Here is a 20,805-nt window from a genome sequence, read left to right on the forward strand (position 1 = left end):
AATGCAGGCGTGAAGGGGCTGGCGCGGGCCGCTGACACGGCGCTGTAACACGGCTTGCATGTTCGCTTCGTATCGTCCGGGGGCCCACGACAACAACCCACAACAGAGGGATCCCCATGCACGCCACTCCCACGACGCCGCGCGCGCGGCTCGACGCACGCCGCCTGCGCTGGCTCGCCGCCTTCGCCGCGCTCGCTTCCATCGCCGCCCTGCAAGCCTGCAACGGCGGCGGCTCCTCGAGCAGCTTCGTGCCGGTGGCCGGCGCGCCCGCCGCGCCGCCGGCTTCGGCGCCGCCGCCCGCGCCGGCGCCCGACGCGGCCACGGCCGACGCCAACCTGCAGGCCGCCTGGGTCGAGGTCGGCGACGGCAACGCGGCCTTCGCGCGCGTCATCACCAGCTACGCCGCGCCCGCCGCCGACACGGCGGCCGATGCGAACGCCACCTGCCCGCAGATCACGGTCGACGGCAAGGCCAGCCGCATGAGCCTGCGCATCGGCGCGGGCTCGATGCCGCTGCGCACCACGGCCAGCGATCCCGCCGATTCGAAGCCGTCCGAGTTCCCGGTGTCGACCTGCGAGGCCACCCTTCCCTCGGGCGCGAAGCAGGTCGCCGTCGGCAGCCGCTCGCTGCCGCTGCCCAAGGCCGAGCCGCAGCGCATCCTGGTGCTGGCCGACACCGGCTGCCGCCTGAAGAAGGCCGACAACGCCTACCAGCCCTGCAACGACAGCAGCGTGTGGCCGTTCGCGCCGCTGGCCGCCACCGCCGCCGGCTTCGATCCGGACCTGGTGCTGCACATCGGCGACTACCACTACCGCGAGAACGCCTGCCCGGCCGACGTGGCCGGCTGCAAGGACAGCCCCTGGGGCTACGGCTGGGACACCTGGCAGGCCGACTTCTTCAGGCCCGCCGCGCCGCTGCTCGCGAAAGCCCCCTGGGTGCTGGTGCGCGGCAACCACGAGGAGTGCGCGCGCGGCGGCCAGGGCTGGTACCGCTTCCTCGACACGCGCGCCTATGCCGACAAGCGCTCGTGCAACGACCCGGCCAACGACAGCACGGGCAACTATGCCGAGCCCTATGCCGTGTCGCTGGGTGGCGGCTCGCAGGTCATCGTGTTCGACTCGGCCAAGGCCGGCAAGGCGGCGCTGAAGACCGACGACCCGCAGTTCATCGCCTACCAGAAGCAGTTTCAGACCGTGGCGACGCTGGCGGCGAAGCCGGGCATGAGCACCACCATCTTCACCAACCACCACCCGATCCTGGCCTTCGCGCCGGTGGCGGGCGCGACGCCCGCGCCGGGCAACCTCGCGCTGCAGTCGGTGATGAACAACCTCTATGCGAAGGCCTACTACCCGAGCGGCGTGCATATCGCGCTGCATGGCCACGTGCATGACTTCCAGGCGCTGAACTTCGCCACCGACCATCCGGCCACCGTGGTGTCGGGCAACGGCGGCGACAACCTCGACGTGGCGCTGCCCGACCCGCTGCCCGCCGGCACCACGCCCGCGCCGGGCGTGACGATCGACCGCATCACGCACCACAACACCTTCGGCTTCATGCTGATGGAGCGCAAGAAGTCGCCCGACGTGGGCTGGACCTTCAAGGCCTACACCGTGGCCGGCAAGCTGCTCGCCACCTGCGGGCAGACCGGCCGGGCGCTGAGCTGCGACAAGACCGGCTTCCTGACGCCGTGACGCGGCGCTCGACGCGCTTCCCCCCGCTCGCGGGCGCCGCGCTCGCCCTGGGCGCGGCCTGCCTCGGATGGCTGGTGGGTGCCGCGGGCGCCGCCCCGGGATCGATGCAGGTCATCGGCCCGGGCGGCCCGGCGAGCCAGGTGATCGAGCACATCGGCGCCACGCCGAAGCTGGCCGCGCGCGTCGATCCCACGGCGGCCGTGTTCCGGCCCGATCCCGCGCTGGCGGCGCTGGGCAAGCGCCTCTTCTTCGACACCCGGCTGTCGCAGCCGCAAGGCCTGTCGTGCGCCGGTTGCCACGACCCGCTGCGCGCCTTCACCTCGACGCTGAATGCGCCCTCGCTCGCGGGGCCGCGCACGCCGCAGGGCAGCCGCGCGGGCCATTTCAGCGCGCGCACCGCGCCCTCGCTGCTCTACGTGCGCTACGTGCCGCGGCGCCACTTCTATCAGGACGACGACGCGCCCTATGCCTCGCCGTTCGGCGGCCTGTTCGCCGACGGTCGCGCCGACACGCTGGCCGAGCAGGTCCGCGGCCCGCTGTTCGATCCCGACGAGATGAACAACGGCTCGCCGCGCAGCCTGTTGCGCAAGGTGCGCGCCACCGAACTCGCGCCGGCGCTGTCGCAGGCGCTGGGACCCGAGGTGCTGCGCGATCCGCAGCGCATGGTCCAGGGCATCGGCCTGGCGCTGGAGGCCTATCTGCAGAGCGACGAGATGGCGCCCTTCAGCTCGCGCTTCGACGACTACCTGCGCCAGCGCACGCCGCTGAGCCCGCAGGAGATGCGCGGCCTGGCGCTGTTCAAGAATCCGGACAAGGGCAACTGCATGTCCTGCCACACGCTCTCGGACACCGCGAGCCGGCCCGAGCGCTCGCTGTTCACCGATTTCGGCTACGACGCGATCGCCGTGCCGCGCAACCTGGCGTTGCCCGCGAACCGCGATGCGCGCCACTTCGACAACGGCCTGTGCCGCACGGCCTCGCAGTTGCGCTGGCCCGATCCCGGCCAGTGGTGCGGCTACTTCCGCACCCCGGGCCTGCGCAACGTCGCGGTGCGCCAGAGCTTCATGCACAACGGCACCTTCGCCACGCTGCGCGAGGCGGTGGCCTTCTACGCCACGCGATCGACCGATCCGGCCAAGTGGTACCACGGCCGCTCCACCTTCGACGACGTGCCCGCCGCGCACCGCGCGAACATCAACGTGAACTCGACGCCGATGAACCGCCGCCCGGGCAGCACGCCAGGGCTCAGCGACGAGGAGATCGACGCGATCAGCGCGTTTCTCGGCACGCTGACCGATGCGCGCTACGAGGCGGCCATGCGCGCGCCCGGCGTGGCCGCGGTGGCGAACGCGCCCGCGGCCCAATAAAAGCGAGGCGCCCACCGCTGGAAACCAGGTTTCCACGCTCATGTGAGCGCCCGACCTCGCCAGCGGCGAGCCCCTCGCCCCCTCTTCGACCGGTGTTCGGCATGCCGAACACCCGCGATCAGGTTGACCGGGGGTGAAGGCGCCAGTCAGCGCCGTGCAATCGCCTTGCCCGAGCGTCCGCTCAAGCGAGCTCTCTTTTCTCGGGCAAGCTGCGATGCGCGGCGAGGCAAGCCAGCACGCTCGAGACCACGAAGACGAGCGCGAGCGTCTCGAACACGCTCGGCAGCCTGCGCTCCCATGCAAGGCCATAGACGAGCGCGAAAACGGTCTCAAAAAGAATCATCTGTCCGACCACCGTGAGGGGAAGCAGGCGACTCATCCGGTTCCACAACGCATTGCCTGCGATGGAAGCCACCAGAGCCAGGGCCAGCGACACCGAGGCGAATCGCACCCACTGATGCGCGTCGTGCTGCGTCGTCGCCAGGAGCAGGGCCAGCGGCAGCAAGAGCAGACTCTGCGCGCCCGTGACGATCCCCGTCAACAGGCTCCAGTCGTGTCCAGAGACGACGTGCATCCGCTTCAGGGCACGCGCATTGCCCACCGCAAACGCTGTCCAGGACGCCAGCGCGCCCACGGCACACACAAGCCCGAGCCCGCTCGACCCCGGCGCCGCCGCATTCGAAGCGGCCAAGGCCTCCCACCCAATGCAAAGCGCGCCGGCGCCACTCAGCAGGAGCGACGGCACGAGCGCCTTAAAGGGCGCCGCGCCGGTGTCGCGACTGCCGATGACGGTCACAGCCACCGGAAGGAACCCGATCACCAGTGAGGTCATGGCGATGCCTCCCATCTGCACCGCGCTCGACAACAAGATGTAGTAAACGATGTTCCCAGTCAGGGCGAGCCAGGACAAGGTGAACCAGTGCGATCGCGACAAGCTCGTCGCCACCTGCCGCCAGCGCGGCGCAAGCATCAGCGCGGCGAGGACGCCATAGCACAAGTATCGACCGATGCTCAATTGCAGCGGATCGAAGTCCTTGACCAAGGCCGGTGCCAGAAAAACCAGACCCCACAGTGCGCCGGCACCCGCGCCGCAGGCCACCCCCAGGAGGGGGTGGGAGGGGGCCGCGCCGACAGGCCGTGCGTTGGAGAGGGAGGTCATCCGCGCACTTTATATTCGCCGCCCTGATTAAATCACCCGAAAATCACCACCCGGACGCACTTTTCACTCGACATGGCACCCAAGCCCCCGGCCACCGAATTCGCGCTCGATCGCCAGGACCGCGAGATCCTTCGCATCCTGCAACGTGACAACAAGACACCACAGCGGGTGATCGCCGAGGAGGTCCATCTGTCCGCGGCAGCCGTTCAACGGCGCATCGCGGCCATGGAGGCGGCGGGCGTGATCATGAAAAACGTGGCGATCGTCGACCCGGAGGCGGTGTCGGCCACCATCACCTCCATCGTCGAGGTACAACTCGTCGACGAGCGAGCGTCGACGGTGGATCGCGCCAAAGCGCTTTTTCGGGACACTCCCGAAGTCCAACAATGCTTTTACGTGACGGGTGGCGTCAGTTGCGTGCTCATCATCGTCGCGCCCAACATGCGCAGTTACGAAGGTCTCACGCGGCGCTTGTTTGCGCAGAACGAGGCCGTCAAGAGTTTTCGCTCGCTCGTGGCACTCGATCGCGTGAAGACCGACACATCGATCGTGATTCCCTGAGCAAAAAGAGACCGCATACGATCGCATGGCCCCGCCGCCGCCGCCAGCCAATGACAAGGGCGGCCGCGTCGGCGAGACAGCTACCCCAGCTCCGCCAGGAGCGCGCGGGCACGCGCCAAGCACCCATCTTGCGCACGGGACGCGGGCACGTCGGCGCCACCAGATGCAACGATCTCCTGCAGCAACGTGCGCATGCGCGGCGCCGCACACATCAGACGCACGACTTGCTCGAAGGTGAGAAGCCGGCCATCAGGCCCCGCGGCCAGGGCGGGACGGTGAACTTCCCCAAGATTGCGCCCCTGCGCATCGAAAACCAGGGCCCAGCGACGATCAACGCTGAGGGCATAGCGCCACACGATCGAAGCCTGTGGTTCGCGCGGACCGCCGGCACCAGGCGCGCCGCCTGCGACGGCGGGGGGAGGGAAGAATGGCGTACGAGGATCGGAGCTGTCCATGGGGAGTCTGCCTTTCTGTGAGGTGACGGGCCGGCTCCCGCGGAGCCGCCTCGACGCCATGACGGCGAGGACCGCGCGGGCGCCAGGGCCCGCCCGCAAGCCGCAGCCCGCAGCAAAGCGCAGGGACCGGGTGAGGCCGGGGGCGCAGCCGCACCCTGGCGGCCGCAAGGCCCGCAGCCAGGCGTCGGAAAGAGGCGGTCCCGGGAACGGCTTGACACCCGGCAGCGACCTGAGCGCCGCCCCGGACACCCCGGTGAGCACCCCTCAGACCGTCCTTCCAAAAGCGCAAGAGGCAGCGCCCCGCACAACGAGAGAAGGAAAAAGAACAAAAGAAGGAAAGAAGCACAAACAAATGCCGGCAGCGCAGCTGCCGGCACAGGCCGACCGCTCAGGCCTCGATCCGGCCCGCCAAGCGTGCCGCGACTGCATAGGCACTGAGCGGTCGCGTCGCCTGGAATCCCACGTCCTGCTCGATCGGCAAGCGCAACGGCCCCCTCAGGCAAGCCAGCGTGTCAAGACTCACGCATCCCAATTCGGGATAGCCCTGCCCCAAATCGCACAGACCGAAGGCGATCGTCGGATCGTCGGGATCGATCTCACTCAGCAACCACGTCGCGCCGGCATCCGGCGTGAAGAGCTTGACCACCGGTGACGGATCGAAAAGTTCGTCGCGCGCCTCAAATTCGCGCGATGCGCGGCCATTCGCGACAAGTCGCCGAACCTGTTCGTCGCTCAAAAAGAAGTACGAGAAAGTCATGTGACGCTCCAAGAAAAGGGCGGGATTGCCCAGGACCGTCACGGTCACGCCGAAGCGCAGCGGTCAAGGCTCGAAGACGGCCGCAGGCCGCCAGCGCGCAGAGCGCGCGCAGGCCTTGACAGCGAGAACGGCGTGGCACGCTGAAGGTCACGCGAGCCAGCCCCGTCACGCCACCTCGCGCCCCTGCCAGCACGAGGTGCAGCGAGTCGTGCGCTCCACACAACAAGACCCGCGGGCCCAAGCCCGCGCTGGCCAGCAACCCGCGCACAGCGCGCTGGCCACCGCCCCCCCAAAAAAAGACCCGGCCACCGCGACACGCCCTCCCCCACGCCACCCGCCCCCTGCCAGCACGAGGCGAAGCGAGTCGTGCGCTCCACACAACAAGACCCGCGGGCCCAAGCCCGCGCTAACCAGCGACCCGCGCACAGGGCGCTGGCCACCGCCCCCCCAAAAAAAGACCCAGCCACCGCGACACGCCCTCCCCCACGCCACCCGCCCCCTGCCAGCACGAGGCGAAGCGAGTCGTGCGCTCCACACAACACGGCCCGCGGGCCCGAAGCCCGCGCTGACCAGCGACCCGCGCACAGCGCGCTGGCCACCGCCCAAAAAAAACGCGCCACCGCGATACGCCCTCCCCCACGCCATTTCGTGCCCTGCCAGCACGAGGCGCAGCGAGCCGTGCGCTCCACACAACAAGACCCGCGGGCCCAGAGCCCGCGCTGACCAGTAACCCGCGCACAGCGCGCTGGCCACCCCCTAAAAAAAACCAGCCACCGCCCCTGCGCACGATGCCAGTGGAAGCGGATTGCTGCAGCGACATGCCATCGCTCGTTGTTCGCGAGGTCATGCATCCGCGCGGTCCGTCATACATCAAAGCACGAGTTCAGGCAAAAAATAGCCCGCCGCCCGCACATTCGCGGGCGACAGGCTCAGGCCTGCTCTGCGCAGGCTGGATGCTCGGTATCAATCCAGCCGGCTAGGCCTCATGGTCCGGTTGGTCACGACCAGCGTCCGAGACCGGATCGCCATCCGGCCCAGCCCGGTTCAGGGCTTCTTCTGCCCCATCGTTCTTCTCCCGCTCGGCTTGGGCGTCCTCGCAGGCGCACGAGATACCGGCAACCAGCGGCCGCAACGGAACAGGCAGCCAACGCGTGCCTTCGAGCTTGGCTGCGCAATAGTCCGCGGCCTCGGACTTCTTCATGGCAGCGACTTCCTTGGTGCAATCGACGCCACTGGCTTCCCTTACCGCCTCTACCGCCTTGGCCTTGCTCACGCTGTGCAGGTAGTTCGCAGCACTTGGCGTCCACCAGTCGGCCATCTCCAGGCCGAGCGCCTCGGCGATTGCATCGCTCTGGTTGCGCCGGCGTTCACGGCCCTGGATCGCATCGATGCTGCGCGCCGTGCAATAGGCCAGCAGCTGCAGCAAGGTCTGACGCTCCTGCGAAAGCAGCCATCGGAAGGTCGCGGCCGGATCACGAGGCAGGCGCTCGCTCCAATCGCTCGCGGCGCGCTCCAGCAGCGCGGCGGCGGGTGTATGGACGTAGTCGCTCGCATGCTCGGCGAGCGCGAGATCTCCTGTTGGGCGCACCGTCACCCTCACGATGTCATTGCCCCGGTCATAGAGATCGAACACCGTCTCGACCATGCGGTGCACCAGCGTCGCGAGTGCCACGTCGACGTCCTGCGTGAGCGCGGCCTGCAAGGCGGCGGTGCGATGGGCCGTGAGGTCGCGCATCAGCTTCTCGCTGAAGACGGCACGCCGTTTGCCGGCCTCGGCCGCCTCATCGCTCTCGCTGCCCCGCCCTGCCCTGCTGACCAACCCTTCGCCGTCTTCGGTGCCAGCGCCGCAGGCTCCATCATGGGCGGGCTCGCGCCGCAGCAGCCCACGATGCACGACGAGCGTTCCGTCGCTGTCGATGCGCAGCATCGCACCACACCGTCCCATCTGCTCGGGCGTCCAGACCCGCAGCGAGGCGCGCGCCGCATCGATCCGGTCGTCGAGGTCACTCAACAGACCCGACAGCCGCACTTCCTCGGCCTCGTAGGCGTCGTCGCCATCGCCATCGCCATCGAACTGCAGTGACTTCGCCTCGTTCTGACCGTAGGCCGCGTCGAGCCGCTCGCGCTCGGTCTCCAGCGCGGCCAACATGCCAGCCTCCGCGTCGCTGGGTGCACGTTCGGACGGCGCCTGCTGCCCATAGGCGCGCAAAGCCAGCCGATCTGCATCGATCAAGCCTTCGACCCATGCCCAGCCCTCGGCGCGCACCTCTTCGGCGGCCGCCTGCAGCTTCTCCGTGGCGAGCTGACGCAGCAGCCCCGGTGCCTCCAGATAGATGCCCGAGCGGCCGGCATCGTCGTCGGCGAACAGGTCGCGCCGGACCTTGCCACCGCGTGCCTCATAGGTCTCGACACCCACGAAGCGCGCGAGATGGCTTTCCGCGGTGGCCGCGCCTTCGGTCAGGAGGCGTCGGATGGTCCAGGCGTCCCGGCGATACGTGGGCAGGCCGTCCCACACGGCCTCCTGGGCCTTGTGGTTGTCAGTCAGTGCCAGCGCATGCAGGATGTCCGACTCGATGCTCCCTTCCCGGTACATCGCGAGGAAGCGTGGCGCAAGCCGGGCGAGCTTGAGACGGCGCTCGACGGTCAGCGGTGCCACGCCGAAGCGTACAGCGATCTGGGCCACGCTCTGCCCCGCTTCGACCCGCGCCAGAAAGGCCTCGGCCTCGTCGGCTGGGTGCATCGCTTCGCGCCCCGAGTTCTCCGCCAGCGAAATCTCCACCGCTTGCGCGCTGTCGTACAGCCGGCACTCGACGGGCCGGGCGGCCGACCATCGCCCGTCGTTGGCGAGCTTGCGCAGTGCCAGCAGACGCCGCCCCCCGGCGATGACGCCGAACCGACCATCGGCCAGGGCGACCACGGCAAGGCGATGCAACAGGCCCTGCGCATCGATGAGCGCGGCGAGTTCCTCCACGCCACCCGCGCTGCGGACCTTGCGGACATTGGCGTCGTCGAGCACGAGTTGATGCAGCGGCACGTCGATGTCGCGCGCCGGCGCGGCGGCAATGGCACCGGACTCGTTCGCAACCGGTTTCTCGTGGGTGGGATTTTGCGGCGGGGCAGCCTTCGAAGGCTGCGCCTGGGTCGTGTCGCCGGCGTGCTTGGGCCTTTCGACCCGCGGCGTCTTCGTGGCGGCACCATCGCTGGCAGCGGCGGGCGCCACCTTGGCCCGGACGGTGGCTGTGCTCGCAGTGGTATCCGCAGGGGTCCGTGCAGTCGCTCTGGCAGTCATGTGCGTTTCCTTTCGATCGCTTCAGTGCGCGAATCAGTGAATGAATGGATGGATGGGTGCATGGACGAAGCCCTGCCGGATTCCTAGATTCAGAGCCCCTCGTGAAAGGGTTCCGCATCGCATCGGCCGAGCTGCCGAGCCTGGCCGCCGTCTTCCTGAGTTCTTCGCCCGGTGACACAGCGCGCACGCTCGGACGGGAGAGCAAGGGGGAAGCATTCGTAACGCGCAGCGTTATGAACACCCCCTTGCAGGCGCAGCCGGTCGCCCGGTCGCGCGGGTGCACGGTCGCCGAGAAGGTGAAGCACTCAGGAAGACGGCAGCCCCCAGACGCCGGGCCGAGGCGCACCGGAACCGCCGCGCGGCGAGCGCCCCCACCTGCCGCAGACAGGTCTGATCGAGGATGTCAGGGGCCGCAGGCCCCGCGCCAGGGATGCGCAAGGCGGCTGCAAGCCGTCCCCGCAGGGGATGAGCGCAAAGGCGCGAACCTGGAGCAGCCCGACAGCAGCGAAGCCGCTGGGGCGCCCTGCATGACTTCACCCATGGCGCCGGCGTTCTCGCTGCAATACCGATCGCATCCGGCGCCAGCAACCCGCGAGCGCTTTGTCCGCCGAACGCCGGCACAACATGGCACACACGACATCGCGACACACACGCCCAGCGCAGGCGCAAACTAGCCAACCCACATGTCGGCGCCTCAAAAGGGAGAAGCAAGAACCCGCCTGCTGTTGGCAGTTGCAGTTGCAGTTGCAGTTGCAGTTGCAGTTGCTGAGCTTGAGCTATTTAAAGATCGACAGCCTGCGCGGTACCTTTTATCGGCTGGGACACCGTCGAACGCAAGGTGCCTGGGCCCGGTCTACCGGCGGAGCGACTACATGAGATCTTCCAACGAGGCCGCGACCGAGGACTGTCGGAGCATGTACCGGCTGTACCCTTGAAGCCATCGTGGTTCGGGGCTCTGGACGGTCGGGCAAGGCTTCGCTGACGTTTTGACGTTTTGACGTTTTGACGTTCAGGCGTCTATCACTTGCCAAAGGCAAGCCTATCAGCGCTATTCGCTATTCGCGAATAGCGAATGCCATACAAAATGGATCTCAAACCGCAAGGCCTTATCGTATTGCTCAAGGGGGTGGCATTTCGACGCCGAGGTTTGCACTTTCTGGGGGTGAATGCGTGATCGGAGAAACAGTGACGACGACTCGATTTTCGACTTCTTCGACGGCTGTGATGATGACGCAAGGTCGATTCTTAACTCCCTCCGTCTGCCCTTTTTTTTCTTCGTGATTCCACAAGTAGGCAAACGAGACGACGAGACCTACCTCGGGTTTCGGAAAAGTCATGCACTTAGTCGCGCAGCAGTGCGTTCAAGGCATCGTGACTCGAATCCATAGCGCTCCTTGATAGCGCTTGAATCGCCTCAGCTGGCAGGTCTTGGACCTCATATGACTTTGTCGCGCGGGCCTTCAGGCGTTCGAAGTCGTCGAACTCCTTTCTCGAAATAAAGTACCCAGTCACGCGGTTATGGCTAGTGACTGCCACAGATTCAGCTTGAACCATCTCGCGGTAGTGGCCGAAATTCTTCGCGAACTCGCTTGCGGAAACAGTGATCATGAGGAAATCTCCGTAGAAGCACCATTTTCGTGAATTACGTAAAGCGTCAAGTTCCCTCCAAGGGGTAGTCGCTTGGTGATAGGAAGCTCCCGCAGACAGCGCGCTTTTTTGAACGAAGTCAAAGCGCGTCGCCCACGGCAGGGCAGGTAGCCAGTCGGACATGCAAAACCCTGCCACCCCACATGAGCACTGGGTGCTGCAGTTTGGTGTGAGATCCCCTGACAACTAACGCACCACGATGTGATTCCTGGCCGATTTCTTCCGGCAGCCGCCGGCCGAGATGATTGATGCACGCCACCGCTGGTGATGCTGGCCAGCCAGTTGCCCTGGGCGCAGATGGAGACCGCGCTGGTACCGGAGTTTGCCCGCCAGGTATGCGAAGGCCGGACCGTTGCGCAGGGCGAACTGTCTGGCCCCAGCGTGCGGGTCGCCAGCGCAGGTGCTGCCGCCGCCGGGCGCCCGCGACTCCCCCTGCGTCTGAGGGGCCAACCTGATATACCTCAAGCATGCCTACAACCTCAGCGATGAGGGGATGTCATGGCCACCGGCGGCGACCCGCCACCGCACGCGCGCAACATGAAGTTCGGGCGAGGCCAGTCCAGCGTACCAAAGACGAACCTGGGCGCCCTGGCGCGCACCGTCGGCGAGCATCTGAGGGATCGTCCTCGCGCCCAGGGTTGTCTCGAAGGCAAAGTTGCGTCCCTGCGCCAGGGCTCGCTCCAGACCCTTGCGTCCGAACTCCCAGGCCCGGGCGTTGGCCTCCTCGGCCGTCAGGCCCGGATTGGCATCCAGCACCACGCGGGCTGCCAGGTCGGGGTTGAAGTAGTCGACCTTTTTCTGGAGCAACGCGGCGCCGCCCACACTGCTCGTGCCGGCGCCGTTGACGCCGGCCAGCACAAAAATCCTTGCCGGCATCAGCCGCGCGTAGCAGGCGCGGCCGGGGTAGCCGCAGCCGCAACGACCGCCGCCTCACCCAGCGCCGAAGAATCCATGGCAAATGCATCGTCCATCGCGCGTGCAGCCGCCTCGCCCTGCATGCGCGCAAACATATCGTCAAAACGGTGCGTGAGGGCCTCGAGGTCCGGCTCCATCTGCAGGTAGCGCTCCACCGACATCAGCACCATGGCGGGCTTCTCGTGGCGCGTGATCACCACCGCGCCGCGCGCCATCACCGTGCTGGCGACCGCCTGCATGCCCGAAGCCAGCTTCGTCGCAGAAAACGACGGCAGATCGCGCGCCAAGCGCTCGATGTCGGAGGAGCCGACGGTCGCGGAAATGGCAGCCATGGAAGATCCTTCGAAACCGGAGTTTTACCCATTTGATGGACTTCGGAAAACACCGCCGACCATACCTCACCGGTGGATCAGGAGCGATCGAGCACCACCCCCATCGCGCCATCCGAACTTCCGCAGTCGCGCCAGCCCAACTTCGCACCAGGGAGCCACAATCCCCCGATGACCATGCGCACCAAGCCGTCCTCGCCCATCACCTCGCAGCTCGCCAACCACCCGTGGATGCCTGCGCTGGCAGCGGACGGCTACACGGACATATGCGAGCGCGAAGGCCAGTTATGCGGCATTCGCCGATTCAACTTCACCTCCGCCGTGGTCGTCGGCGTAGACCCGGTCGGCTATCGCCGTCGCTACTGCTACGAACATGCACACGAGGCGCGCCAAGCACTGGCCGCCTGGGATGGCAAGGGGCATCCTGGTGGCCCCTGGATCAAGTGCACGGGTGCTGGCATCGAACTGTTGAATCCTGCTCTGACCTGTTGAGGACCACGCCAATCCCAAGGGGCTCGCTTCAGGCGAGCAATGCTTCGCGCAAACAATGCACCGCGCGAAGCGCGATCTCCGCCCAGGGCTGCACACCGACGCATGCGCACACCTTCCATCGGCTCAGCGACAGCAACGCTGGCGCTCAACCCAAGACGTTGCGCTCAACCTGCACCACCCAGATGGTCGGGCTTCAGACCGTCGTTTCCGGGCGGCAACGGCTGGTCGGCACTCTCGAGATATCTGCGCTCCCATAAAACAACATCCAAACAGATCGCGCCGCTAGGCGCGCGTGGCCGCAGCGAGCTTGCCGCGGGGCAGAACTGCAAATTCACTGAAGATCCATGCAATGGCCGTGGGGACCTTGCGCGCGTCGATGCTCTGGCTTTCCTGGCCCAAGTAGATTCTCAGCTCTTGAGCGGGTCCACCTCCCGTGCGATCACTCAAATGAATGCGAAATGCTTTACGCGCAGCGACTTGCAAGGTATGGCGAAATCCTTGATTGAGCTTCATGCGTTCCAGGGGTCCAACACTTTCAGCCCTCGGATGCTGACGAAATCGCTGGTGTTGCGGGTGACCACAGTGAAACCGTGCGAAAGCGCAGTGGCGGCGATCATCGAATCGCGTCGAGCTCTTGGATCGGGGACATGCATGGGCGCGCACAACAGCGCCTCACGCTCGCCAAAAGCTAGGATCCGCCCAGCGAATGCCTTATGGACGGCCGTGGCCCACCGACGCAGCGCTTGTCCCTGGGGCGGTGAACGGCGCTCCAGGCGCACGATGCCTTCCTCCTGTTCGAGAATGGTGATGGCCGAAAGGAAAAACTGATTCTGTGGAACTGTTCCAGCCCAGCGCCGGACCTCTTCTGATTGGCCGAGCTTTCCTGGACGCAGTTCGGCCAGCACATTGGAGTCGAGCAGGTACACCCTTAGACCTCCGGGCGCAGCTGGATGGCCGTCGGAGTGATCTCGAAGTCTTCGACTTCCGACGTATCGGGCATGCTGTCCATCAGCTCGAGCAGCGACACCGTACTATCGCCGTCGCCTCGGGAGAGCGCTCGATAGTCGCCGATGTTGAGGAGCACGAAGGCAGGTTCGCCGTGGTCGGTGATAAAGAGCGGACCTTCCTTGGCCAGGTGCTTCGCGCTGCTGACGTTGTGGCCGAACTCGCGGCTCGTGATCACGTGGGGGGCATTCATGTCCATCTCTCCTGAAACCTATGGGGCCACTGTTTCCAGGTCTTCAACACCTGATAGTCGCATTCCTGCAGCAGGGTCCGAACGTCTTCGGCCGCCTACAGCGCGTGCTCACCCGATTCAGCATGAACGCGGTCGCCATCGAGCATGCAGAAATACCAGCCAAAAGGCACGCCCACGCGCCGATCGAGTCTGCAGCTTGACGTAAAAGTTGTAGACATCGCCGGCCCGGGCTCGCACCTCAGCGAGCTTCTCCCGAAGGGTCCAGGCTGAAAAGTTAGACGCCTTCCCTGCTCGCCAGTTCTCGCCGGTTTTTAGATTAGTCCAGCCGTCGAGCTCCATGATCCAGTGATCGCGCGGTGGCGCGACGCTGCGCCCAGCGCTCCTGGTAGCCCGTCGTTGAAGATGTGCCCCAACTCCCGCCGGCAAGCCGCAGCGACCTGCGCCAGACCGGCATCTCGATGTCGTATTCCTCGCGCAGACTCATGACTGCCCTTGACCAAATCGAGCGATGCTACGGGACCGCGGTCGCCAAACAGTAAATGTAGCTACCGAAGCCACAAATGTCAAGACACAGCCGTTTGCTTGCTAACGGCGATAGCCATCAAGCGGTTTTTCCGCGTAACTGGAGAAAACGGCGTCTATTCGTGGAAATGCGTTCGCCTAAAGTGCAGGAAGGTGTTTCTGAATTCGCGGGCCCCTCAGCCACGTCACGAACCTGGGCTCTGGTGTGCATCTTGGCCGTGGTATCAATCTTGGCGAGCAGCCATTGATGACGGGGGCGCTCGCGCCGGCCGCGGCGTCGACCGCCAGGCCGTGATGAGCCTGACGCTGGGCGACTGGATCGACTCCAGACACAGCGTGCTGATCACCGGGCCGACCGGCGGGGTCAAGTCGTGACTTGCCTGCGCGCTGGCGCAGTCCCTGAAACGCACAAAGGGGTTCGCCATCCTCCATCGCGCTCACGCTGCGTAGCACGACATCCCTTTCTCGTTCGATGACGCCTTGCCTTCACGAGAGAAGACTTCCGACTCGCAGCACGCGTGCTGCGCAATCCAGTGACATGTCTCGAGGCGCCGGCCAAGCGCTGGAGCTGGATGCTGTTGTGTATGGCGACGCGCTGCGCTCACCGAGCGCCGAACGGCAAGGCCGTGCGCGACGCTACGGCGTCCGCCCACCGAAAGCATCGAGGCTTGCCTTTCATCCGTCCGCCGGGCTCGAAGCGCGTAACCGCTGCAGCGGCGCAGTCTCAAAGAATGGGGCGCGCAGCGCCCCGGCCTCGTTCAGACGAGGCCACGCTCGGCCATGGACACCGTGCGACTTCCAGCGACGACGACGTGATCCAGCACCCGCACATCGATGAACGCCAGCGCGTCCTTCAGCGCCGCCGTCAACGCCAGGTCCGCTCGTGACGGCTCTACCATGCCCGATGGATGGTTGTGCGCCAGGATGACGGCCGCGGCGTTGTACCGCAGCGCACGACGCAGCACCTCGCGCGGATAGACGCTGGTCTGCGTGAGCGTGCCGCGAAACAGGTCCTCGAACGCGATCAGCCCATGCTGCGCATTCAGAAACAGCACCGCGAAGCTTTCGTGCCCCTGCCCTGCGAAGTGCAGCTTCAGATAGTCCGCTACCGCCTTCGGCGAACCGAAGGTCTCGCCCGGCAGCATCTCCTCGACAAGCAGCGCACGCGCCAGGCGAAGACCGCACAGCAACGGTTCGCACCCCGGCAGTGATGCATCCCGCGCGGCACCCACCAGCCGATGCAGCGAGCGCCCATGCGCCTCGTAGAGAAGCCCTGCATCAGCGCCAAGCAGCGCATGCAAGGCCTCGAGCACCTCGCACTCGGGGTATGCGGCCATCGAAGACGACGACAAGGATTCGGATGATTTCGCACCAGCGGATGCAAAGGAAGCGGGTGTGTTCATGAGGATGAACTCCTGTGGATGACACAGGCGGGATTGCCTGCGAGACCCCGCCACCCCGTCGCAGCGCAGTGCTCAAGGCCGCCGCAGGCGCGCGGCACGCGCCGAGCACGCGAAGCGCGCGCAGGGCCTTGAACGCGAGAACGATGGGGTAGCCTCAGGGCTCACAGGCAAGCCCTCCACACCCTCCACGACGATCACCAAGGTGTCCTCTTCTGCAGGGAGAGGCCGTTGCGGGACGCCATCGACCACATCGCCCATGGGCCATCCTGAGTCCAGTGGGCACGCCGTCAAACCAAGGCTTGCGCAGGTCACGCAAGACGCTCATCGTTGGAATGTCCACGTTATGGCAAAGTTTGCCATGTTGTTATAGAGTACCTTGCATGACGACGATGAACATTTCACTTCCGGAAGAGATGAAGGCATTCGTCGATGCACAGGTCGCGGAGCGCCGTTATGGCAATGCGAGCGAATACATGCGAGACCTGATCCGCCGCGACTTGGCACGCGAGCAATTTCGGGCTGTCATTCTTTCCAGCCTTGAATCCGGGCCCTCCGTGGAATGGACACCAGCCCACTTCGACGCACTGCGCGACGAGATCGCACAGGCCGAATCGACACAGACGAGTCAGCCAGCGGCGTCCGCAAGGCGCAGGACCGGGGAGGCTGCCTCCAAAACTGGCAGGAAGAAGAAGGCGGATTGAGCTTGAAAGGCGCCAAGAGGTTTCTTGTCCGTCCTCGCGCCAGCGCGCAGATTGCCGCCGTGATTCGGTACTACGCCGTCACCATGCGGGCTCCGAACGCGGCCAGGGGTTTCGTGGATGAGTTGCAGAAGGCCTACGAACTCATCAGACGCAACCCTGATGCCGGCTCGCCACGGCTCGAGACCGAACTCGGGATGCCTGGCCTACGTTCATGGGGACTGCCCAAGTACCCCTACCTGATCATCTATTTCCGGCACCCGAACTTGGTGGATGTGGTGGACGTGCCGCACACACGCACCAACTATGTCGCCGCGCTGATTGACCACCTGTGATTCGATGAGGTCGCCCAGGGAACCTTGTCAGCTTCTTGGATCGGTGGGGCGTTTGACGTCCGAATCTCCTTCGAAAAGCGGAACAGTCTGGGCCGAGATGGACTTGCCGTGTTGATCAAGGCGACAAGACAGTTTTCTTCGACCAACCGCCGCATGCCTCAGGATGCGCGCGCAGGGCCTTGAACGCGAGAACGATGGGGTAGCCTCAGGGCTCACAGGCAAGCCCTCCCCAGCCTCCCCAACGCCAACGAAGGGGTTCAAAGCATTGCGCTCACGGTCGCGGTCGCCTGCGCCCCACCGTCGTCATGCGCTGCAAAGCACCGGGACATGCGTCAATCAAGCTGCCACACCATGGCGTGGCGCAGCGTGCAAGCGCTCGTTCCGGCCACGCCCCCAGGTGCACGGCACGTGAGCAACGCTCACGCCCCGCGCACGAGGGTCGCGTTGCGACCCTGAGGAAGCGCCTGACGCATCCATGCGCGTCGATGCGCTTCCGAGCGCCGACGGCGCTTCAGTCGGCCTGGGGCCCGACCATGGCCTGCAGCTGCTCGATCAACCCAGGCTCCACGAACACGCAAGGCTTGTCAGCCGCCAGCCGGACGTCGAACAGCCGATCGAACACTTCGCGCTTCAGGTGCGCGATCTGACCGGTGCGATACGCCTGCTCCGGACGGAGATTGCCTTGGACCGACGCAGCCCCGCTGCGTTGCGGATCGCATTCGACCAAGGCCACGAACCCCTCGTCGAACATCTTGCGATGCTCGGCGCACAGACCCCAGCCAGTCAGCGTGTGACGCCCCATGCTCGCGCGCAAACGTCGATCGAGCAGCAGGTTGCCGGTTTCGAAACTGACGCCGCACACCAGGCAGACATGCTGCTCCATCGACACGTGCGATTTCTCATTCATGATGATCTCCGGTTGTCGGGCGGGATTGCCCGAAACCGTGGCCTGCACGGCGCAGCGCAGCGGTCAGGGGTCCAGGACGGCCGCAGGCCGCCAGCGCCGCACAGCGGCGCGCAGCCCTTGACGGCGAGAACGCCGTGCTACGGTGAAGGTGCCAGCAAGACCGCACACACTCGCCCTGCACCCCTCAACCCTCCAACGGTTCCTGACGCAGCGCTTGATGCGAACTCGGGCTGCTGAGCACGCGCCGACTCGCCAAGGCCGATGCCACTTGGCCGCAACAGCGGCTTCTACCGTGCTGCGAACCGGGCCAGTCACACAACAAGTGGCACGCGCATCCCGGATGCCCACAAGAGGAAAGCAAAAAAGCCCGATTCGTCCGAGTCAGGCTGACTTGCTCATCCGGAATGAGAAATTTGGTGGCCGGGGCTGGTTCAAAAAGCCTCTGCAACTCGCACCAACACCAGCTTTCACTTGACTGTTCTGGTTCCCGAGCACACGGTTGGGCACACCAGACCCATAGCAGCGATCGATTCCGCTTTGGGGCCTGATCGCTACTTGCGATCCAGCCCACCCCGCCCGGGTGATGGGGTGGTCGCCCTCGTTGGATTTTTTCTTGTTTTATTGACAAGTAACTAGCAAATGCAACAAACTCCAGCATGCTCTCTGCCTCGACAAGTGAACAAGCCGTCCTGGCCTTGGCCAAACAGCGGCCGCTGCTGCGCGCGCGGGATCTGGCAGCGCATGGCCTTCCAACGATGGCGCTCAGCCGGCTGGTCGCCGCTGGCGAGCTCGAGCGGGTCGCCCGTGGTATTTACAGCCTGCCGGGGCGCCCGCTGAGCGAGCACCGCTCGCTGGCAGAGGTCGCGCTCCGCGTGCCGCAGGGCATCGTCTGCCTGCTGTCAGCGCTGCGCGTCCACGGGATCGGCACGCAAGCGCCATTCGAAGTGTGGATCGCGATTCCACGCAACTCGCCAACACCCAGGCTCGACCAGCCCGCCTTGCGCGCCATCCGCATGTCCGGCCCCGCACTGTCCGAAGGCGTCGAACCCATGCAGATCGACGGTGTCAGCGTGCCAATCTTCAACGCGGCCAAGACCATTACCGACTGCTTCAAGTTTCGCCACAAGATCGGCCTTGACGTGGGGCTCGAAGCGCTGCGCGACGGCTGGACGCAACGCAAGGTGACGATCGATGCACTCTGGCACTACGCCACGATCGACCGCGTATCCAATGTGATGCGACCCTACCTCGAAAGCGTCACGACGTGAGCCGCAACATCGCAGCCTCGATACGCGCCCGCTTGAAGCAACATGCGGATGCAAGGAAGCGGGACTTCAACCTGACGCTCACCCACTATGGCCTGGAGCGTCTGCTGTATCGTTTGTCCATCTCACCGCACGCCTCCAACTACGTGCTCAAGGGCGCACTGCTGTTTTCGCTCTGGTACGACCAGCCCCATCGCCCAACCCGAGATGCCGACCTGCTGGGATTCGGTCAGGACGATGTGGAATCGGCAGTGAACGCCTTTCGAGAGATCTGCCAGATCGCCGTGGAGGATGGGATCGCTTTCGATGCTGCGTCGGTACACGGCGTCGTCATTCGCAAGGAAGCCGGCTACGGCGGCGTGCGAGTCGACCTGCGAGCGACACTGGACGGCGCGCGCATCGCACTACAGGTAGATATCGGCTTCGGCGATGTGGTGACGCCAGCCGCGGAAGCGATCAGCTATCCAATCCTGCTCGATGACTTGCCCGCTCCACAGTTGCGCAGCTACCCGAAGTACACCGTCGTGGCCGAGAAGTTCCATGCAGTCTGTCTCCTGGGCATGGCCAATACCCGGATGAAGGACTACTTCGATCTCTGGATACTGATGAGCGAAGGCACGCTGGATCCAACCGACTTGCACCACGCCATTTCCGCCACCTTCGAACGCCGGAAGTTCGCAATGATCAGCAGTCTTCCTGATGGATTGAGCGACAGCTTTTCTGGCGATACGACGAAGCAAAAGCAGTGGGCAGCCTTCTTGAAGAAGAACCGGCTTGAAGCCATGGACCTGGCGGATGTCGTGAAACGGCTGCGCGAAGAATTCCAGAAGCTCGGCATCTTCTGATGCTGCCGCCAGGAGGCAAAGTGTCTCTCTCGTCCGAGTGATCTGCCCCGGTCAGGCGTATCAATGTTGAGTTTGCGAGTCCAAGGTTGTGAAACTACTTGCTCTCCGGTGATTGCCCTGCATCCCCAACGCGCTGGCGATGCACAACGTCCCCGTGATGGCAAAGTTTGCCATATCGTCATAAAGTACCTTGCATGGCCGCTTGCTGTCCACCGCAAGACTTGCCGGCGCGGCGATCGCGCAGGCTTTGGAACCATGAATACCTGAGCGAGGGCGCCGCATCCACGAGGCGGCACTGTGCGAGCACCTTCGACTCCGGCAAGCAGCATCCGAGGCCCGTGAGCCTCTTTCTCGGATGCAGTTGTTCAGAAGCTGAACTAGCGCAAATTCGCTTTTTGCCGTCGCGCTTTTTTGAGCGCTGTCAAACCTGATAGGCGACGACGGGCGGTTCGTACCGAGTCTGGCGCACCAGCACGCCGTCAGCGTCCGCATAGATCCATGCACCCGGCTTGATCGTGACGTCGCCGAAAGACACTGCGACGTCGCGCTCATGGGGAGATTGCACCGCCGAACTTCGTGGCGTCGTGCACAGCGCCTTGACGCCGAGATCGTAGGTAGCGATCTCCTCGGCGTCGCGGATCGCCCCGAAGACGATGGCGCCCGCCCAACCGTTTCGCACGGCGATGGATGCCATGGTTCCGCCGAACAGCGCGACAGCACGCGAGCCGCTGCCATCGATGACCAGAATCCTTCCATGGCCAGGCTCTAGGCAGGCTTGGACGCCGGCGCGGTGGTCATCACGGACCTTGAGCGTCACCGCCTGACCCCAGAATGTGCGCCGCCGTCCGAAATCGCGGAAGGGGGCATCGCAGAGCTCGCAGGCAAGCGGGTCGTCATCGGAAATATCCGCGGTCGCGAATGTCATGGTCGAATCCTTGCGTTCTCTCGCTTGATGGCCGGGCTCAATGCC

The 20,805-nt window shown here is 65.3% G+C and carries 21 protein-coding genes and 1 pseudogene; 9 read left to right on the forward strand and 13 right to left on the reverse strand.

The window, feature by feature from the left end; all coding sequences use genetic code 11:
- Positions 1–116: 116 nt before the first annotated feature.
- A complete protein-coding gene (locus ACEN9J_RS36980; RefSeq protein WP_413764880.1) occupies positions 117–1,691 on the forward strand; it encodes a metallophosphoesterase family protein in 1,575 nt (524 codons plus the stop codon).
- On the forward strand, positions 1,688–3,058 hold the full coding sequence (locus ACEN9J_RS36985) for a cytochrome-c peroxidase (RefSeq protein WP_413764881.1): 1,371 nt from the start codon (positions 1,688–1,690) through the stop codon (positions 3,056–3,058). Before ACEN9J_RS36980 ends, ACEN9J_RS36985 begins: the two co-directional genes overlap by 4 nt.
- A 181-nt stretch (positions 3,059–3,239) precedes the next feature.
- On the opposite strand, the gene ACEN9J_RS36990 is transcribed toward ACEN9J_RS36985, so the two are convergent.
- On the reverse strand, positions 3,240–4,217 hold the full coding sequence (locus tag ACEN9J_RS36990) for a DMT family transporter (RefSeq protein ID WP_413764882.1): 978 nt from the start codon (positions 4,215–4,217) through the stop codon (positions 3,240–3,242).
- Positions 4,218–4,289: 72 nt separating this feature from the next.
- On the opposite strand from ACEN9J_RS36990, the gene ACEN9J_RS36995 reads away from it, so the two are divergent.
- Entirely contained in the window at positions 4,290–4,778 is a 489-nt protein-coding gene (locus ACEN9J_RS36995) for an Lrp/AsnC family transcriptional regulator (RefSeq protein WP_057597190.1), read from the forward strand.
- An 80-nt stretch (positions 4,779–4,858) separates the two neighbouring features.
- Here ACEN9J_RS36995 and ACEN9J_RS37000 read toward each other — a convergent pair whose 3' ends face one another.
- The 4 genes from ACEN9J_RS37000 to ACEN9J_RS37015 form a co-directional block, all read right to left on the reverse strand.
- Complete coding sequence (locus ACEN9J_RS37000) at positions 4,859–5,233, reverse strand: hypothetical protein (protein WP_172705317.1); 375 nt, start codon at positions 5,231–5,233, stop codon at positions 4,859–4,861.
- A gap of 388 nt (positions 5,234–5,621) precedes the next feature.
- The gene (locus ACEN9J_RS37005; RefSeq protein ID WP_203206467.1) at positions 5,622–5,990 is read right to left on the reverse strand and encodes a DUF2958 domain-containing protein; all 369 of its coding nucleotides are present in this window, start codon (positions 5,988–5,990) and stop codon (positions 5,622–5,624) included.
- Positions 5,991–6,966: 976 nt separating this feature from the next.
- Positions 6,967–9,279 (reverse strand): ParB/RepB/Spo0J family partition protein, encoded by a 2,313-nt coding sequence (locus tag ACEN9J_RS37010; protein ID WP_413764883.1) that lies wholly within the window; start codon positions 9,277–9,279, stop codon positions 6,967–6,969.
- A gap of 1,341 nt (positions 9,280–10,620) precedes the next feature.
- The gene (locus ACEN9J_RS37015; RefSeq protein WP_413764884.1) at positions 10,621–10,887 is read right to left on the reverse strand and encodes a type II toxin-antitoxin system Phd/YefM family antitoxin; all 267 of its coding nucleotides are present in this window, start codon (positions 10,885–10,887) and stop codon (positions 10,621–10,623) included.
- Positions 10,888–11,167: 280 nt separating this feature from the next.
- Here ACEN9J_RS37015 and ACEN9J_RS37020 point away from each other — a divergent pair.
- A pseudogene (locus ACEN9J_RS37020) lies at positions 11,168–11,416 on the forward strand (IS5/IS1182 family transposase); the annotation flags it as partial.
- Here the strand turns inward: ACEN9J_RS37020 and ACEN9J_RS37025 are convergent.
- Together ACEN9J_RS37025 and ACEN9J_RS37030 are read right to left on the reverse strand one after the other, a co-directional pair.
- Entirely contained in the window at positions 11,398–11,802 is a 405-nt protein-coding gene (locus ACEN9J_RS37025; RefSeq protein WP_413764885.1) for a hypothetical protein, read from the reverse strand. The pseudogene ACEN9J_RS37020 and the gene ACEN9J_RS37025 overlap by 19 nt on opposite strands.
- Positions 11,802–12,173, reverse strand: a complete 372-nt coding sequence (locus ACEN9J_RS37030) for a hypothetical protein (protein ID WP_057597185.1) — start codon at positions 12,171–12,173, stop codon at positions 11,802–11,804. Before ACEN9J_RS37030 ends, ACEN9J_RS37025 begins: the two co-directional genes overlap by 1 nt.
- Before the next feature lie 168 nt (positions 12,174–12,341).
- Between ACEN9J_RS37030 and ACEN9J_RS37035 the strand changes: the two genes are divergently transcribed.
- Positions 12,342–12,662, forward strand: a complete 321-nt coding sequence (locus ACEN9J_RS37035; RefSeq protein ID WP_172705318.1) for a hypothetical protein — start codon at positions 12,342–12,344, stop codon at positions 12,660–12,662.
- A gap of 282 nt (positions 12,663–12,944) precedes the next feature.
- Here the strand turns inward: ACEN9J_RS37035 and ACEN9J_RS37040 are convergent, their stop codons facing one another.
- The 4 genes from ACEN9J_RS37040 to radC form a co-directional block, all read right to left on the reverse strand.
- Positions 12,945–13,175: a hypothetical protein gene (locus ACEN9J_RS37040; protein WP_172705319.1), complete on the reverse strand. Its 231-nt coding sequence runs from the start codon at positions 13,173–13,175 to the stop codon at positions 12,945–12,947.
- A complete protein-coding gene (locus tag ACEN9J_RS37045; RefSeq protein ID WP_082322257.1) occupies positions 13,172–13,588 on the reverse strand; it encodes a type II toxin-antitoxin system VapC family toxin in 417 nt (138 codons plus the stop codon). The genes ACEN9J_RS37040 and ACEN9J_RS37045 overlap by 4 nt, the downstream gene beginning before the upstream one ends.
- A gap of 2 nt (positions 13,589–13,590) precedes the next feature.
- A complete protein-coding gene (locus ACEN9J_RS37050; protein WP_057607292.1) occupies positions 13,591–13,860 on the reverse strand; it encodes a type II toxin-antitoxin system Phd/YefM family antitoxin in 270 nt (89 codons plus the stop codon).
- Between the two features lie 1,280 nt (positions 13,861–15,140).
- Positions 15,141–15,785, reverse strand: coding sequence for a RadC family protein (radC, locus tag ACEN9J_RS37055; protein ID WP_413764886.1), 645 nt, complete (start codon positions 15,783–15,785; stop codon positions 15,141–15,143).
- Between the two features lie 380 nt (positions 15,786–16,165).
- On the opposite strand from radC, the gene ACEN9J_RS37060 reads away from it, so the two are divergent.
- Positions 16,166–16,486, forward strand: coding sequence for a type II toxin-antitoxin system ParD family antitoxin (locus ACEN9J_RS37060; protein ID WP_064262423.1), 321 nt, complete (start codon positions 16,166–16,168; stop codon positions 16,484–16,486).
- Positions 16,487–16,488: 2 nt separating this feature from the next.
- Positions 16,489–16,818 (forward strand): type II toxin-antitoxin system RelE/ParE family toxin, encoded by a 330-nt coding sequence (locus ACEN9J_RS37065; RefSeq protein ID WP_057597183.1) that lies wholly within the window; start codon positions 16,489–16,491, stop codon positions 16,816–16,818.
- Positions 16,819–17,329: 511 nt separating this feature from the next.
- On the opposite strand, the gene ACEN9J_RS37070 is transcribed toward ACEN9J_RS37065, so the two are convergent.
- Positions 17,330–17,725 (reverse strand): ATPase, encoded by a 396-nt coding sequence (locus tag ACEN9J_RS37070; protein ID WP_261206508.1) that lies wholly within the window; start codon positions 17,723–17,725, stop codon positions 17,330–17,332.
- A gap of 656 nt (positions 17,726–18,381) precedes the next feature.
- Here ACEN9J_RS37070 and ACEN9J_RS37075 point away from each other — a divergent pair.
- Both ACEN9J_RS37075 and ACEN9J_RS37080 read left to right on the forward strand, forming a co-directional pair.
- Entirely contained in the window at positions 18,382–18,993 is a 612-nt protein-coding gene (locus tag ACEN9J_RS37075) for a type IV toxin-antitoxin system AbiEi family antitoxin domain-containing protein (protein ID WP_057596805.1), read from the forward strand.
- A complete protein-coding gene (locus ACEN9J_RS37080) occupies positions 18,990–19,835 on the forward strand; it encodes a nucleotidyl transferase AbiEii/AbiGii toxin family protein (protein WP_261206510.1) in 846 nt (281 codons plus the stop codon). The genes ACEN9J_RS37075 and ACEN9J_RS37080 overlap by 4 nt, the downstream gene beginning before the upstream one ends.
- 421 nt (positions 19,836–20,256) lie before the next feature.
- Here the strand turns inward: ACEN9J_RS37080 and rraA are convergent, their stop codons facing one another.
- A complete protein-coding gene (rraA, locus tag ACEN9J_RS37085) occupies positions 20,257–20,760 on the reverse strand; it encodes a ribonuclease E activity regulator RraA (RefSeq protein WP_261206512.1) in 504 nt (167 codons plus the stop codon).
- Positions 20,761–20,805: the final 45 nt, after the last annotated feature.

Source organism: Variovorax sp. Varisp41 (genome assembly GCF_047325085.1).
Taxonomy (GTDB): Bacteria; Pseudomonadota; Gammaproteobacteria; order Burkholderiales; family Burkholderiaceae_C; genus Variovorax.